The organism is Ruegeria sp. BG7 (genome assembly GCF_056535685.1).
Genome location: NZ_JBQFIU010000001.1, coordinates 688,179 through 703,072, shown reverse-complemented (window position 1 = coordinate 703,072; position 14,894 = coordinate 688,179). Strand labels below are relative to the sequence as shown.

The following is a 14,894-nucleotide window of genomic DNA, read 5'->3' as shown; positions in this document are numbered from 1 at the left end:
CTGACGTCGTAAAATTTACAGAGTGGTTGTCGTTTGTTACGTTGAAATTCGGATAACTAAAATCACGGATGCTCACGAACTGTTGGCGCTCGGAACAAAAACCAATCAAGTGACCTCCTCCGAACCGCTTCCCAATGCGGCCTGCTGCCAGTTAATTGAGCTCAACTGGCGGGCTGAATGAAAAGGCACGGGACTTCTTTGCCAAGTCACTCACGCAATAATAAAAATGAATAATGAAATATTTGCTCCAAGCCCCAAGTGCCAGAGCAATCCTGATGGCACTCTTCATAATCATTGTTGTGAGGGTGTGCAGCCATGAAGGAACTGGATATAAAGAGCCTGATAAAGAGTATTTGGACGGCAGAGGCAGGCCTTAACCCGCACTGCCATACCCTTATGTGTCTACTTTCCGCTCATAAGCTGTCATCTGAAAAAAATGTTCAGATGACCAAGTTGAGCCCGAAGCAGACTCCAGTTCACGACACCAGACCAACTCACGTTCAATAATTTGTCCGCGAGCCGAGGTGGTCTGCAAGCTGATCAAAAACCAACCTGATCCTTCGCGCTGTTTGTTACTCAGAGTGTGTGGCCAACCAGATAGGAAATTTGAATGGCTCGCGTTCGGGCAGAACACGCTCCACACCGGGTGTAAGGGCTGCCACATCGTCTGACATAACACTAATGCCGAAGCCTTGGCGCACAAGCTCCCATGACACTATCCCGCTCTGCGATCCAATCCGAAAATTCTTGCGGGTTACTTCGATGCCAGCCGGATTGAGAAATCCAATCATCGTGTCAAGATCGCCAAAGCTGACGAAATCCATCTTAGCAAGTTCGTCTTCATTTCGTGGTCGCCCAACCTGTTCGAGGTATGAAGGGGCAGCGTAAAAATGTGCCGTCGCTTCTGCCACGAGCTTTGCAATCAGGTCCGGCTGTGTCGGGCGCACATGCCGAATTGCGATATCTGCCTCGCGCCGCTGTATGTCTCGTATGTCATTTGCTGCGACAACGTCGATCTCAAGCCGCGGTGCCGCGATCCTGATCTGTTTGAGAATAGGCGGTAGCTGATAGGCTGACATCACGTCGGAAGCAGTGATCCTGACTTGCCCTTCAACTGCTTGTGACTGGCTTGTTGCGGTCAGAGAAATTCTGTTCGCGACATTTGCCATTTCACTGACATGCACCAAAAGCTCAGCACCGGCTGTTGTCAGATTAAGCGACTTGCCAACCCTTTCAAACAAGGTGACGCCTAGCGCCTGTTCCAGCGCGGCGACCTGACGACCCACGGTTGGCTGGGTCTGTTCAAGCACGCGCGCCGCGGCGGAAAACGAGCCTTCTTCTGCCGTTGCAAGAAAAGACCGAGCCTGGTTCCAATCGAAATTGATTGCCTTCCAATTCATGCATTAATGCATAACAGTTCTGCAATATCTGGCAATTTAATAAATTGGCGTTTTAAGATATTGGCTGCGGTGACGCCAAAGGAAAAGAGAAACGATATGGCTACATTATCCAAAGATGCCGCATTTTGGAGCAAGATTTCGCGCAAATATGCGGCTGATCCTATCCGAAATATGGAAGGGTATCTGAACACGCTCGAACGTACAAAGTCCTACCTGAAAGCCGAAGACAGCGTGCTGGAAATCGGCTGTGGAACGGGGTCGACCGCGTTGTTGCTGGCACCGGATGTGGCTCAAATAACTGCCTCCGATCTCGCACCGGGGATGATCGAAATCGCTAACGAAAAACTCGCTGAAGAAGAGCTGGAGAATGTAACGTTCAAAGTGGCCGAGGTTCTGCAGCACGATCCTAACGACGGTTCTTACGACGCTGTCCTCGCACATAATCTGCTGCACCTTGTTCCCGATCTGGGCAAAGCACTCGAACACATTGCGACCCTTACAAAACCCGGTGGAGTATTCATTTCCAAAACCGTCTGCGCTCCGGAGAGTGGAGGGTTGAAATATGGCATGATCAGCCGAATAGCGATCCCGATTATGCAGTTGCTCGGGAAAGCTCCGTTCGTAAATTTTGTGTCCGTAGCTGAACTCCAGCAAGCCGTTGAACTTGCGGGCTTCGATATCGTCGAGACGGCGGATCAAGCCGGGTTATTGCTGAGCCGGTACATTGTCGCGAGAAAGCCTTAAAAAAAGCATTCGCGCCATAATTATGTGCATGCAAGGGACAGCTCGGGCCATCAAATTAGTATAATGATGAAAGATGGGATTTCATTTGCACGCCTTTCGGAAATCGATCCGAATGACATTGCGATTCATATGTCCGACCCCCGGGTAGCAGAGCATATGCCGCTTTTGACGTTCAAATGGAGTATCGAGGTCGCAAGAGAGTTTATCACTAAGAAGGAAGGCTACTGGGCGCGGGACGGTCTTGGACATTGGGCGTTTTTGTCAGGCGGTCAGTATGTTGGTTGGGGGGGCTTTCAAAAAGAAGATGACGAGTGGGATTTTGGGTTGGTTTTGCGGCCCGACGCCTTTGGCCTTGGGAAACGGATTTCCAAAATGGCAATCGACTTTGCGATCGCTGACAAACGTATCCCCTTTGTCACGTTTCTGTTGCCACCAAGTCGAAAAAATCTGGGTGCGCTCCGGAGACTCGGCGCCAATCACATAGGCGAGATCGAATACGAAGATGCTCAGTTTCTCAAGTTTCGCCTGGATACGGAGTGAACTCCGTTCTTCCTGATTTTTCCCGGTGGTGCGCCATATACCCGTTTGAAGGCTTTGTTGAACGCAGGCTCTGACAAGTATCCGATGTCAGCGGCAATCTGCGAGATAGGTTGATCGGTGGACACCAACCTTTCTCTGGCCAGGTGCATACGCCACGTTGCAAGATACTGGATTGCCGGAACACCTACCAACTCAGTAAACCGCGCCGCGAAAGCGGATCTGGACATACCAGCAACCTCCGCGAGTGACTCGACTGTCCAAGCCGCAGCAGGCGCACGGTGAATTGCGACTATCGTGCGCCCGATCTGCGGGTCTCGCGCAGCTTTTAACCAGCCTCGATCCGCATCGGGTGCGCTGTTCAACCAACGACGAATGGCCTCAATGACAACCACATCGGCCAGTCGTGTGATCACGGTTTCGCCGCCCGGTCTCAATTCCCGCGCCTCTTTTGCGATGAATTGCAAAGTTGCCTGTAACCAGCTTCCGGCGTCCTCCTCCCACGGGTCGATTTTGAGTACATCTGGAAGCAAGCGCATCAACATATCACTGGCGGCGTGATCTATTCGGACCAAGCCGTACATGATGCCCGTCTCCGCGCCGCCGCCGCCGTATTCCAGTGTTTCATAAAGCTCGGTTACCTTGCGAATAGGCAACTCCTCCAGCGTTAAAAGCGGCGTGTCTTCTGAGCTAAAGAAACCGACCGGAGCTCCGTTGGTCATCAAGACAAGATCGCCTTTTTCGACCTCGAACGGGTCATCGTCACCGACCTTCATTAAGCACCGCCCGTGTGTGATGACCGCAAAGCTCAGTACACCGGGAAATCCCGGTATCGATACGCCCCAGGGTGCTGTCATGCGAGACTGGCAATAGAATGTGCCAGTGAGTTTCAGAAGATGAAGGATTTCCCCCAGCGGATCGCCGATCGGCTTTGCCAGTGCATCTGGGTCAGGGACATGTGGTTCAACCTTGTTCATGTCGCGACTTTGGCTGAAATTTGGCTCTTCGTCTATACTTTTAGGACGATTGGATAATATTAATGGATTTTGAAGAATAGAATATCTCAATTGACTGTCTAATTTCGGGTCATCAACTGAACTCATGGAGATGACCAATGACACAGCAAACCATTCTTGTACTTGGCGCAACAGGCAAAACCGGATCGCGGATCGCGACACGTCTGGAAGAAAAAGGGCAGACAGTCCGGCGCGCATCGCGGAACAGTGAAACGCCATTTGACTGGGAACAACCGCAGACCTGGCCCGCAATCCTGGAAGGCGTCTCGTCTGCCTATATTTCTTACTTTCCTGACATCGCTTTTCCAGGTGCGGTTGAGCAAGTCGAAGCCTTCACAGCATTGGCTCGTGAAAAGGGATTACGGCGTTTTGTGCTGCTAACCGGGCGTGGCGAGTTTCATGCGCAACGAGCGGAAGCAGTCGTACGCAATTCCGGAGTTCCGTTCACTATCGTTCGTGCAGCATGGTTTGCCCAAAACTTCTCTGAAGGGGCATTGCTTGGTCCGGTCATGGCAGGTGTCTTGCCAATGCCCGCCGGCGATGTACGCGAACCAATCATCGACGTGGACGACATCGCCGATGTTGCCGTAGCTGCTTTGACAGAAGAAGGACACGACGGCGAACTTTACGAAGTCACGGGACCACGTCTCATGACGTTTGCCGACATGGCTGCAGAGCTTTCGCGCGCAATGGGCAAGACTGTGCAATACCTGCCCATTTCATTCGAAGACTTCCACGCGGAAATCGCGCACGCGAATGGCGAGATGATTGCTGATGTGATTACGGACATCGCGCGTGAAACGCTGGACGGGCGCAATGCGAACCTCGCGGACGGGGTCCAGCGTGCGCTTGGACGCGCGCCACGCGACTTCGCCGACTTCGCAAACAAAGCTGAAATGTCTGGCGCGTGGACCAAAGCCGCTTAAGCCAAGCCAAAGGACATTGGAGAAAAACATGAAACTTGAACTTAAACGCAGACTTATCTTGGGTCTGTCCGGATTAACGGCATTTGCCATAGGTCTGGCCATCACTCTGGACCCACGGTCTTTCTACGCCAACTACGGCATCGTACTCTCGCCGCAGCCAAACCTGATGAGCGAGTTGCGTGCACCTGCTGCCAATCTTGCGGTACTTGGCCTGATCATTTTGTGCGGAGCATTTTATCAAAAGTTAGTCCAGGCCTCAGCCTTGCTTGGGGCCACGGTTTTCTCAGCTTTCGCCGTGGGCAGGACAATCAGTTTCGTCCTCGATGGTTGGCCATCCGAAAACATTCTTGCCGCATTTGCGATAGAGGTTTTGCTTGGGGTGTTGTGTTTGTGGGTTGTCGGTGGAAATGCGAAATCTGCAGCGCCGGCCTGAGACGGCTTTGTCCGCAACCCGGTCCTAGCCGCGTTTTCTACCAGTGTCTGCTCTGGATCAAAGCGGCCGTTGACGCTCCGACCTGCAAACGGTCCAGAGCCTAGACATGCGCACATGAGCTCGGCCAAATAAGGCTTTGCATTTAAGAAACTGCGTTAGCAACCTATAGCACGAGGATTTGGTTTCTTCCCCGCCATGCGCCTCTGGTCATCAATAATCCAACTGCTTTTTGCCTCAATGTGTTTTAACCTCGGCAAACGATTTTTTTCGCATCCAATGGTATGGAAACCGGACAAAAAGGACAACCCATGCGCTTGCTTCCTGCACTTATTGCAACGGCTCTTTTCGCAACTGGAGCGGTTGCTCAAACAATTGACAGAATCTAAAAAAACAACGAAATCCGATTTGGCTTTCGAACAGATGCTGCTCCATTGTCTTACGTTAACGACCAAGGTCGGCCGTTTGGCTTGTCACCGTTGATTTGCGACCAAGTAGCGCAATATCTTGCGAAGAAACTGGAATTGCAGGATCTAAACGTCCAGTTCATTCCAGTGGACGCCAAGGATCGTTTCGAGAAAGTCGCCTCCGGCGAGGTGGATATGCTTTGTGGGGCCGCGACCATAACACTTTCCCGTCGCGAAGTCGTTGATTTCTCAATTCCAATTTATGTCGATGGCACGTCCATATTATCACCAATTGAGGCCGAGGGCACAATGAGCGCGCTGGTGGGGAAGAAGGTTGGCATGAGAAGCAGCACAACGACAGAGGCATCCGTTCTCAATTCCTTTGAAGCGGCAGGTAAAGAAGCAAATATGGTGCGGTTCGCTTCACTCCCTGATGGTATCAAGGCGTTACGAGACGGCGAAATCGATGCCTATTTTGCAGATCAGTCGATTTTGTTGGTCAACTACATTGCTGCCGGACTAAAGGGTAAATTTAAGTTGTCCCAAGAAATACTGACGATAGAAAAGCAAGGGTTAGCAATACCGAAAGGAGACTATGACTTTCGATTGCTTGTGGACCGCATTTTGTCAGAAATGTATGCTCAAGGCAAAATGGAGGAGATCTTTCGCATTGCTTTGCCAGGGATCGAGCCCAGCGAAGCATTGAAAGCTCTCTACGTTATCGCCCCTACCAATCCTTGAGACGCATTGCATCAAACAGTTTTGTTGCGTGTCTATTGCCCTGAGCGATTGAGACTTGTTGGCTCGGATAGCGGTCGTTCAGGAGACTTCCACCAAGCGCCGCATCGACGCCGGAGCGCAAAGTCGTTCTTTTGCATAGAGGGCGTAAGACTTCCCCTTTCGAAACTGTCATTTGGTTCGCTGACTTCCCGGTTGAATCAGTGTTTTCATGCCAACATTGACCAGAAGCAAATGGAACATTTACCGACCAAGTTTACATTTGTGGAAGCTTCTTATTCAGACGAGTTGCATCGGCGGCCGCGGTTAACCTTTTACGTCGTGTAGTGGGCTTCTTCGCAAGTTTGATCCATCTCAAAACGTTCCGCCTATACGATGGGGCGAGTTCTTTCCACTTCTCGTGGTCTAAAATGGCCGATAAATCCTCGGGCACGAAGAGCGCGTCAACATCGTCAAAAAAGTTCCAAAGTCCCGACTTGCGGCTTTCAGAAACCGCCGCTTCGCCGGCTGGATGCATGCGGCCCGCATTTCGTAGACGCTCAACGCGATCTTTGTAAGTCTTTGACCAAGCTTGTTGTTTGCGTGGCGCAATCAGTTGCGCTGTTCGGGCGTCGTCCACAACAAATCTACGACCGTCTATCCATCCGTGAGCAATGAGCGCGTCTAGAACCTCTTCTTGGCTTACGTACCTGTCGGTATACGCCGCCTTCCAAGTGACAAGTCGGACGCTTTTGCTCGCCGCATGGTTCTCCGCAAACCAAGACCACAATTGGTCTGAAGATGTGATTTCAAGCAGCTCCATAACTCTAAGGTAGGCACCACACTCCAAAAGTCACTGACCGGCATTTGGCTATTAGTGGTGCTTGAGAACCAATTGAAACTGCGTGGAGCGCACTACAACACCCGCAATCCGAACGACCGTGTAGTCCGCACAGCAGACATAGTCGTTTTACGACACAAAGTCTGGTTCCGTTCTTTAGCGGACATCCAGGAAAACTGCTCAAGACAGAGAGTATCTGGTCCCCATCGAGCCACCCCGCTGAAACATGGTCAGCTTTTGTTCTTCAAAACTTTCAATTTCTTATCATCTTTCTGTGACCGGATAGCTTACCCTGAACTGGTCGCGGAGCATGCGAAAGATGAACTTGGCCTTGTGACTTATAGTCAAAGGTTCATTCGAAATTCTAAGACTGTTCCACTTGCTGGAGCAAGTTGATCGCCAGGTGTTCAGCGTAGCTGCGCCAACACATCTTCCGCGGCCCTTAATCCTTCTAGGTGGGCTCCGCTGACCGAGCATTGTTGGTTAGGATGTGTAGCTTCACCGGCGAAGTGCACCCGCTCAGCATGAGACTGGCGTAAGACAGCGCGTTTGTTGTGGCCTCCCGGCTTGGCTCCAGCGTAAGAACCACGCACATAGGGTTCATTTCGCCAAGCGGTAGCGTGGCCTTTGATGAAGGCTTTTCTGACTGTTGTGCCGAAAAAGCCAACCAATGTTTCGAGCGCGTGCTCTATGGCGCTTTCAGGCCCCGCGTCCTGCAAAAGTCTGGAAAAGCTTCCAGAACTTTCAAAGCTGGTAAGGCCGGTGTTTGAGATGTTGCAAAGAAAACCGCCTCCGCGGGCTACCCCGTTGGCGTCGGGTTCTAAGTGGTACGTCAACCAAGTATCGGGTTGCACTGGCAAAGCTCCGGAGCGGAAAAGGAGGCCAGCGTGATTGTAGTCTCCCATAGTGATGAGCTCGAGCGCTGAGCGTCGGTCGGATTCTAGCGGGGGATCAAAGTGGATGATGTCTTCGGCTAGGACGCCGACGGAAACTGTAACAATTACGGTTCGAGCTTTGATCTTGCCAGTGGCCGTAGTTATCTGCACCCCTTCAGTGAGAGATTTTATTTCTGTGACCGGAGTGGCCAATTTAATTGGCAGCCCCTTTGCAGTGCATGCAATTAGGTGTCCGAAGCCTTCGCGACAAAACCAATCGTCTCCGCCCTCCCAGGCACTGATGTCTCGCAGAGATGTATCCGGCAAATCTCTGGCAATCGACAAGGCAAATGTCATCGCTGCCGTGAACGACCAATGCCCTTTGTTCTGCCAAATGTCTGCCAAGGACCGGTCTGTTGGAATTCCGGTACTTGCTTCAATTTCTGCATCGATGCGCGCCGCTTCAGTGATCGCGCTATGAAGCTCGTCGACTTCGTCCCACAGAACAGCGTCATCCTCCAAGCCATATGTCACCGCGTTGTCTGGGGCTGCATAGAGATCAAGGCCGAGTGCGAGACCTGGAGCTTTCAGAGCGTTTGCATGTTCGGTGTGCATCCAGTGCGCACCCATGTCGAACGGGACGCCAAAGATTTCCGTGTCCGTGTGTGTGCGCCCCCCGACGCGGTTGGATGCCTCGATGCAGACTACTGAGAGTCCCGCGGATTTGAGAGCGTGAGTAGCTGCAATTCCTGCTGCTCCGGCGCCAACGACAACGACGTCAAAGTCGTGAACTTTCAATGCTTTCGCTCCAGAAATGAGATTGGCATGAGAGATGGTTTTCGGAGTGGGTTTGCGCTTTCCTTACATTTTGAGAATTTACAAGGATTTGAGTTATCCAAGGATTTTGTCGTTTGCGCGGAAGCAGTCATTGATTGGTTCTTGAGTTTAGATTGCAAACGAATTCTGGAATTGAAACGCCCTCGTATCCAGCCAGATCGAGCGGATCTTCCGTGTCAAGCTTGCTGCATCTTCGGTAGATTTCCAGCATCTCGGCAGAAAGCTCGCCGCTCTTAAAAAAATACATCGCGGCAGCATATCTTGTGGCGCCAGAGCCAGGTTTTCCGATGGCTGTTACCAGGAACTGCGTTTGAGCTTCTGCTTCCTCCACTTTGAATATACCTTTAGTCACGATTTCGGCTCAGCGGACATCGCATCATTCAACGCGGCAACTTCATCTTCTCCAGGCGCTGATTCAGAGTTGTAGATTGGCAGAATGTTCCTGAGATGGTCATGATGAGAGCGCACGCCGTACTCGAGATCAGAAAGATAGAAGCCTTCAAACGCCTCCGAAGCCATGGCTTCGTTGGACCATATCGTGAGCTGAATATCTTCTTCCACTGTCTCTCGATCAATCCGGGCGGCAAGGTAGCGTGCCGCTCTTTGTTGGCGGTCTTCGTTCGGGTTTCGGTATGTCGCGCTCCGTAGAATGGATTTATCCGTCGTGATCGGAAACTCTTGATAAAAGAGGGTCGTCTCAGGTGTGACGGCTATGACCGCATTTGGAAAAATGCCGTAGTAAAGCCAAGTTTTGTGCAAGTGTTCTGGCAGGTGAGGCTGTGGTTTAGTGAATTTCTTGTAGTTGCGAACGGCCCACCTCCGGCCCTTTGTCGGAGTGAATTTTCCGTCAGAACGTGAGATACCATCGACATATGGTTCGTCTGAATAGGTCGAGCCATACAGATCCTGAAGGGCAGGGTGCGCGAGCGGGACATGATACCCTTCGTTGTCGACATCTCTGATCGATTTCCAGTTTACAGGAGTCTCCTCGGTCCAGATTCCGTCCGTCGGGACATGTTCGGCCATTTTGTAGGCAGAGACTTCCTGTTCAATCGGGGCTAGCAGTTCGGCTACTGATGGCTGGGGTCCAGGTTTGAATCGGACGAAGACAAAACCCTGCCAGATTTCCATTTCAATCTCTTTCAGGCCAAACTCGTGCTTGTCTAGATCGGGGAACGACTCCGGACGGGCGGCGCCGCGTAGCGTTCCATCAAGATTGTAAACCCAGCCGTGAAATGGGCAGACTAGAGCGTTTGCACATTTTCCTTGCTCTTTCGAGACCAGCCGAGAACCGCGGTGACGACAAACGTTTAGAAACGCGCGGATGTCCGAGTTGCTGTCCTTCAAGATCAGGGCGCGCTCACCGCACATGTCAAAACATAGAAAATTACCGGGTTCCGGAACATCCGAAACATGGCACGCGATTTGCCAATGCGTTTTGAAAAGTTCGCTCTTCTCAAGTTCAAGAAGGGCATTGCTGTGATAGCACCAACCGGGCAACCCGCGACGGTCCCAATTGGTAGGAATTTCTGTGTTTCTTACTTCGTCGCGCATCGGAACAACCCGCATAGTTTTGGTTTGGTCAGTTTGGGTCTCAGATGGGGACAGTATCCAGGAGTGAAAATTTGGCCTTGCTGGATCCGCCACTCTTCGACTGAGCGTAGGTGTCGCTTAAATTGACTTGCTCGTCAACTTTTTCTGACTGAATGATCATTCAGAAATGTGCCGCTAGTCACGCCTGTGAGGTTTCCTTGGTCGATGGTTTTCGATTTACCTGCTCAAATCAGGTGCAAAACCAGTGATACGTAAAGATATGATCAAAATTCATTCAGCCAAGCTTGACAGTGCAGATTTCAGCGGACTACCGTTCTGAATGACCAGTCAGATAAAAACATAGCGACTTGGGGGAATGGGGTGCTTGGTGATCGCGCCGGCAACGCAGGCGCGATCATTCGAGAAGACAGACTAGCAAACAAGGCAAGACAAATTCAGCCACCACTCAGGGAGAGGAAGCGAAGTTATGAACTCAATCAGGAAAATCGCCGGAATTACAGTTATAGCAGCAACTACTACTGCAGTTTCGGGATCGGCTTACGCGCAAGAGCGTGTGTTGAAGGTTACGAATTGGGGAGAATACATCGCTGAAGACACAATCGAGAACTTCGAAAAAGAATACGGTATCAAGGTGATCTATGATCCGTATGACTCTGCCGAAGCAATTGATGCCAAGCTACTCGCGGGAAACAGCGGATATGATGTGGTTAGTCATGCCGGCAGTGATACGGCTCGTCTGATTAAGGCGGGAATTGTTGCGCCGTTGGATATGTCGAAGCTGGACAATATCAAGCACATCGACCCGGCAATCATGGAGCAGTTGTCAAGTGAATGGGATCCAGGCAACCAACACTTCATTCCTTATATGTGGGGAACGCACGGCGTCACATACAACGAAGAATTGGTGAAAGAGACGTATCCAGATGCCCCCATAGGCTCGATGGATATGGTTTTCGATCCTGTTCACATGAAAGAGCTGTCCAAGTGTGGAGTTTCATTCCTGGATTCCCCGGGCGACATCATTCCGATGGCTTTAGCGCATATGGGCCTGGATGCGAACTCCACAAACAAGGAAGACTATGAGAAGGTTGGGGAGATGTTGGCGGAAATCAGGCCATACATCAAAACCTTCGATAACTATGCTTATCAACGGATGCCTCAGAAAGAGTTCTGTGTCTCAACCACATGGGGCCCTGACGGTCTCCTTGCCATGTCTGGCGCAGCGGAAGCCGACACTGGTGTAGTGCTAGACTTCTTCCTGCCCGAAGGTGATCGTACAGCGCAGCTGTGGATTGATGGTTGGCTAATCCCGGAAGACGCCGCGAACAAAGAAGACGCTCATCTTTTCCTGAACTATATGATGCGCCCCGAGGTTGCGGCCAATGATAGTAACTTCACCTGGTATGCGACCGCCAACCTGACGGCCAAGCCCATGGTTGATGAGGCTGTAACCTCCAGCCCAGCCGCGTTCCCAACATCGGATCAGGTTGCCAAGATGTACACGACTGCCGTTCTTCCTCCCAAGGTCGAGCGCTTGCAGACACGTACCTGGACTGACTTTAAGGCCGGAAACTAAATCCACTCACACCGGCAAATGAAGTAGCGGACCAGACCGGTTCGCTACTGCATCCCCAGATCCCGACTGGCAGACTAAGAGGCCCAAATTGACTGTTTCCACGGCTGTCAGCCCAGAACCATGGCTCGATCAAAAAGAACAGGAACCTCTGGTCAAAATCAGAGGCGTAACCAAAAAATACGGTGCAGTGACTGCTGTCGATAACGTTGATCTGGATATCTACAAAGGAGAGTTATTCTGCCTTTTAGGCGGATCTGGATGTGGAAAGTCGACACTACTTCGAATGCTTGCTGGGTTTGAGGATTTGAACAGTGGTACAATCACTATCGACGGAGTCGATATGGCCGATGTGCCAGCTTACGAACGTCCGACCAATATGATGTTCCAAAGCTATGCGCTGTTTCCGCATATGACCGTCGAAAAAAACGTGGCTTTCGGGTTGGAGCAAGACCATGTCCCCAAGCTAGACATTGCGGACAGAGTTCACGACATCCTCAAGCTTGTTGAGTTGGAAGATTTCAAAAAGAGAAAACCTAAACAATTGTCCGGTGGGCAACGCCAGCGTGTTGCATTGGCGCGGGCCTTGGTCAAACGTCCCAAGTTGCTGCTCCTGGATGAACCTTTGGCTGCTCTGGACAAAAAACTGCGTAAGCAAACGCAGTTTGAGCTTGCCAACATTCAGGACAAGGTCGGCGTCACGTTCATCGTCGTGACTCACGATCAGGAAGAAGCAATGACCCTGTCTTCGCGAATGGCCGTTATGGACGCGGGTCGCTTCAAACAGATTGGAACTCCGACAGAGATCTACGAGTTTCCAGAATCCCGCTTTGTGGCTGACTTTATCGGATCAGCAAATATTTTTGAGGGCAGGGTGACCGAGGATGGGGTCGACCATGTTCGGGTCGAAACCGAGTTCTGCGAAGTTTATATTGATCACGGTCATTCTGTTAAGGCTGGCAGCAAGATTTGGGTTGCGCTGAGGCCCGAGAAAATTCGACTTGAGAAATCTGATACAATTGCTGAGGGCGCGAACCAGACAGCGGCCGTTATCGACGATGTTGGGTATTTGGGAGAGACATCGATCTACAAGGTAAGGCTTCCCAATGGCGAAATCTTCGACGTCACTCAGCCCAACCAGTCACGTCCGACGCATGCTGCGCAGCGATTAACCTGGGAAGACAAGGTAAATATCAGCTGGGATCCGTCTAGCGCCATGTTGCTCCACTCATGACGGATTTCACCGAGGATATGTTCGAACCGCCGCAGGTTGAACGACAACCCATGATCCGTTTAGTGATGCGGCGTATCCATAGCAGATGGCGTCAGATCGTCACCGTCATACCGTTCTTCTGGTTGCTTGTATTCTTTCTGGCACCGTTCTTCATTGTCGCCAAGATAAGCTTAGCTGAACTGGCGATTGCGAGCCCGCCATTCACAAGTTTAATTGAATGGACAGGTGACGGGATCATGACAATCCGCCTGGTCTTCGACAATTTTGTCTACATCTGGGAAGACAGCCTGTACTTTGACACTTACGTAAATTCACTCAAGATTTCAGTAACGTGTACGTTCTTGTGCCTCTTGTTTGGCTACCCTATTGCCTATGCAATTGTACGATCGGGGCCGGTTGCGAAGCCGCTCTTGTTGTTTGCAATCATTCTTCCGTTTTGGACGTCTTTCTTGTTGCGGGTCTATTCGTGGATGGGCCTGCTTGCGGATCAAGGCACGATCAACAACCTTCTGATAGCGCTGGGGGTGATCGATGAGCCGATCCGCATGCTTTACACGGAATTCGCCGTCTATATCGGGATCGTCTACACCTATATGCCGTTCATGATCCTGCCGCTGTACGCGAATATGGAGAAGCTGGACAACAGCCTGAACGAGGCGGCCGCCGACCTTGGTTCCAAACCAACGAACACTTTCTTCAAAATCACATTGCCCCTAACGATGCCTGGAATTGTCGCTGGTTCACTGCTGGTCTTTATCCCTGCGACCGGCGAGTACGTTATCCCCGATCTGTTAGGTGGCGGCAACGTGCAGATGATTGGGCGGGTTCTCTACAATGAGTTCTCTAGAAACAGCGATTGGCCAGTGGCCGCCGCAGTTGCGATTGTTCTGCTGTTCATACTGGTGCTGCCAATCATGGTTTTCCAGCACTACCAAGGCAAAGCAGCGGAGGAGCAATAGATGTACGCCAAACGCTCCCGTTTCTTAACCATCATGCTGACCTTGGGACTGGCATTCTTTTACATCCCAATGATCCTGTTGGTTATTTACTCATTCAACTACTCAAAGCTGGTACCGGTATGGGGTGGATGGTCGTTGCGCTGGTACAAGGAGCTTTTTCAATCTGCCGAAGTCTGGAGTGCTGTTTCACTCAGTCTTCAAATTGCCGTTGTCAACGCTACTTTTGCCACGGCGCTTGGGACCTTGGCAGGTCTGGCTATGGTGCGCTTTGGACGGTTCAAGGGGCGGACTTTGTTCGGTGGCATGTTGGTCGCGCCTTTGGTGATGCCCGAGGTGATAACCGGATTGTCCTTGCTGGTTTTCTTCATCTCGCTGAACCAGCTGATCGGATGGCCCGCTGAGCGCGGTTTTGCGACGATTACGATCGCGCATATTACCTTTTCAATGGCCTATGTGGCGGTGACAATTCAGGCACGCTTAACCGGTGTGGGGCAAACACTGGAAGAAGCGGCCGCTGATCTTGGTGCAAAACCGTTCAAAGTTCTAACAGCTATTACGATCCCACAGCTGACGCCGGCTCTAATTTCGGGATGGTTGCTGGCCTTCACGCTGTCTCTCGATGATTTGGTCATAGCGAGTTTTGTTACTGGTCCCGGCGCAAATACCTTGCCAATTTTGATCTTTTCGCGCATTCGACTGGGCCTCAGGCCGGACATTAACGCGCTAGCGACTATCATGATTCTTGTAATTGCGATTTGTGTTGCTATTGCAGCGGTAATTATGTTCCGGCAACAAAGAGCGGATCTGCTGGACAGGCAAATGGCTGAGCGAGAGGAGAGTTAAA

15 protein-coding genes are annotated in these 14,894 nt (G+C 51.3%); 9 read left to right on the top strand and 6 right to left on the bottom strand.

What is annotated here, in order from left to right; all coding sequences use genetic code 11:
- Positions 1–572: 572 nt before the first annotated feature.
- Positions 573–1,400 (bottom strand): LysR family transcriptional regulator, encoded by an 828-nt coding sequence (locus ACR3EH_RS03450; RefSeq protein WP_171675446.1) that lies wholly within the window; start codon positions 1,398–1,400, stop codon positions 573–575.
- A 96-nt stretch (positions 1,401–1,496) separates the two neighbouring features.
- Here ACR3EH_RS03450 and ACR3EH_RS03445 point away from each other — a divergent pair, with 96 nt between their 5' ends.
- Together ACR3EH_RS03445 and ACR3EH_RS03440 are read left to right on the top strand one after the other, a co-directional pair.
- Complete coding sequence (locus ACR3EH_RS03445) at positions 1,497–2,144, top strand: class I SAM-dependent methyltransferase (RefSeq protein WP_171189103.1); 648 nt, start codon at positions 1,497–1,499, stop codon at positions 2,142–2,144.
- A gap of 66 nt (positions 2,145–2,210) precedes the next feature.
- Complete coding sequence (locus tag ACR3EH_RS03440; protein ID WP_171675599.1) at positions 2,211–2,684, top strand: GNAT family N-acetyltransferase; 474 nt, start codon at positions 2,211–2,213, stop codon at positions 2,682–2,684.
- On the opposite strand, the gene ACR3EH_RS03435 is transcribed toward ACR3EH_RS03440, so the two are convergent.
- Positions 2,651–3,658: an AraC family transcriptional regulator gene (locus ACR3EH_RS03435; protein WP_171091917.1), complete on the bottom strand. Its 1,008-nt coding sequence runs from the start codon at positions 3,656–3,658 to the stop codon at positions 2,651–2,653. The genes ACR3EH_RS03440 and ACR3EH_RS03435 overlap by 34 nt on opposite strands.
- Positions 3,659–3,795: 137 nt before the next feature.
- On the opposite strand from ACR3EH_RS03435, the gene ACR3EH_RS03430 reads away from it, so the two are divergent.
- The 3 genes from ACR3EH_RS03430 (at position 3,796) to ACR3EH_RS03420 (ending at position 6,201) form a co-directional block, all read left to right on the top strand.
- Entirely contained in the window at positions 3,796–4,623 is an 828-nt protein-coding gene (locus tag ACR3EH_RS03430; protein ID WP_171189105.1) for an NmrA family NAD(P)-binding protein, read from the top strand.
- A 28-nt stretch (positions 4,624–4,651) separates the two neighbouring features.
- Positions 4,652–5,056: a DUF4345 domain-containing protein gene (locus tag ACR3EH_RS03425; RefSeq protein WP_171241275.1), complete on the top strand. Its 405-nt coding sequence runs from the start codon at positions 4,652–4,654 to the stop codon at positions 5,054–5,056.
- 398 nt (positions 5,057–5,454) lie between these two features.
- Positions 5,455–6,201, top strand: a complete 747-nt coding sequence (locus ACR3EH_RS03420) for an amino acid ABC transporter substrate-binding protein (protein WP_371732107.1) — start codon at positions 5,455–5,457, stop codon at positions 6,199–6,201.
- A gap of 253 nt (positions 6,202–6,454) precedes the next feature.
- On the opposite strand, the gene ACR3EH_RS03415 is transcribed toward ACR3EH_RS03420, so the two are convergent.
- The 4 genes from ACR3EH_RS03415 to ACR3EH_RS03400 form a co-directional block, all read right to left on the bottom strand.
- The gene (locus tag ACR3EH_RS03415; RefSeq protein WP_171189115.1) at positions 6,455–7,000 is read right to left on the bottom strand and encodes a YdeI/OmpD-associated family protein; all 546 of its coding nucleotides are present in this window, start codon (positions 6,998–7,000) and stop codon (positions 6,455–6,457) included.
- A gap of 425 nt (positions 7,001–7,425) precedes the next feature.
- On the bottom strand, positions 7,426–8,691 hold the full coding sequence (locus ACR3EH_RS03410; protein ID WP_170463992.1) for a flavin monoamine oxidase family protein: 1,266 nt from the start codon (positions 8,689–8,691) through the stop codon (positions 7,426–7,428).
- 127 nt (positions 8,692–8,818) lie between these two features.
- Positions 8,819–9,082 (bottom strand): hypothetical protein, encoded by a 264-nt coding sequence (locus ACR3EH_RS03405; protein WP_256367988.1) that lies wholly within the window; start codon positions 9,080–9,082, stop codon positions 8,819–8,821.
- Positions 9,079–10,284 carry an aromatic ring-hydroxylating oxygenase subunit alpha gene (locus ACR3EH_RS03400; RefSeq protein WP_170352661.1) on the bottom strand — a complete coding sequence of 402 codons (1,206 nt, stop codon included), beginning with the start codon at positions 10,282–10,284 and terminating at the stop codon, positions 9,079–9,081. Before ACR3EH_RS03400 ends, ACR3EH_RS03405 begins: the two co-directional genes overlap by 4 nt.
- Before the next feature lie 466 nt (positions 10,285–10,750).
- Between ACR3EH_RS03400 and ACR3EH_RS03395 the strand changes: the two genes are divergently transcribed.
- From ACR3EH_RS03395 to ACR3EH_RS03380, 4 genes are all read left to right on the top strand, one after another.
- Positions 10,751–11,860 (top strand): extracellular solute-binding protein, encoded by a 1,110-nt coding sequence (locus ACR3EH_RS03395; RefSeq protein ID WP_170352662.1) that lies wholly within the window; start codon positions 10,751–10,753, stop codon positions 11,858–11,860.
- Positions 11,861–11,948: 88 nt separating this feature from the next.
- Positions 11,949–13,091 carry an ABC transporter ATP-binding protein gene (locus ACR3EH_RS03390; protein WP_170352663.1) on the top strand — a complete coding sequence of 381 codons (1,143 nt, stop codon included), beginning with the start codon at positions 11,949–11,951 and terminating at the stop codon, positions 13,089–13,091.
- Positions 13,092–13,156: 65 nt separating this feature from the next.
- Positions 13,157–14,050, top strand: a complete 894-nt coding sequence (locus ACR3EH_RS03385) for an ABC transporter permease subunit (protein ID WP_216599185.1) — start codon at positions 13,157–13,159, stop codon at positions 14,048–14,050.
- Positions 14,051–14,893: an ABC transporter permease subunit gene (locus ACR3EH_RS03380; RefSeq protein WP_171189117.1), complete on the top strand. Its 843-nt coding sequence runs from the start codon at positions 14,051–14,053 to the stop codon at positions 14,891–14,893.
- The last annotated feature ends 1 nt before the right edge of the window (position 14,894 follow it).

Excerpts from the sequence above, each read along its gene's own strand:
- ACR3EH_RS03450 (WP_171675446.1), bottom strand. The coding sequence starts at position 1,400 with ATGAATTGGAAGGCAATCAATTTCGATTGGAACCAGGCTCGGTCTTTT.
- ACR3EH_RS03445 (WP_171189103.1), top strand. The coding sequence starts at position 1,497 with ATGGCTACATTATCCAAAGATGCCGCATTTTGGAGCAAGATTTCGCGC.
- ACR3EH_RS03440 (WP_171675599.1), top strand. The coding sequence starts at position 2,211 with ATGAAAGATGGGATTTCATTTGCACGCCTTTCGGAAATCGATCCGAAT.
- ACR3EH_RS03435 (WP_171091917.1), bottom strand. The coding sequence starts at position 3,658 with ATGAACAAGGTTGAACCACATGTCCCTGACCCAGATGCACTGGCAAAG.
- ACR3EH_RS03430 (WP_171189105.1), top strand. The coding sequence starts at position 3,796 with ATGACACAGCAAACCATTCTTGTACTTGGCGCAACAGGCAAAACCGGA.
- ACR3EH_RS03425 (WP_171241275.1), top strand. The coding sequence starts at position 4,652 with ATGAAACTTGAACTTAAACGCAGACTTATCTTGGGTCTGTCCGGATTA.
- ACR3EH_RS03415 (WP_171189115.1), bottom strand. The coding sequence starts at position 7,000 with ATGGAGCTGCTTGAAATCACATCTTCAGACCAATTGTGGTCTTGGTTT.
- ACR3EH_RS03400 (WP_170352661.1), bottom strand. The coding sequence starts at position 10,284 with ATGCGCGACGAAGTAAGAAACACAGAAATTCCTACCAATTGGGACCGT.
- ACR3EH_RS03395 (WP_170352662.1), top strand. The coding sequence starts at position 10,751 with ATGAACTCAATCAGGAAAATCGCCGGAATTACAGTTATAGCAGCAACT.
- ACR3EH_RS03385 (WP_216599185.1), top strand. The coding sequence starts at position 13,157 with ATGCGGCGTATCCATAGCAGATGGCGTCAGATCGTCACCGTCATACCG.
- ACR3EH_RS03380 (WP_171189117.1), top strand. The coding sequence starts at position 14,051 with ATGTACGCCAAACGCTCCCGTTTCTTAACCATCATGCTGACCTTGGGA.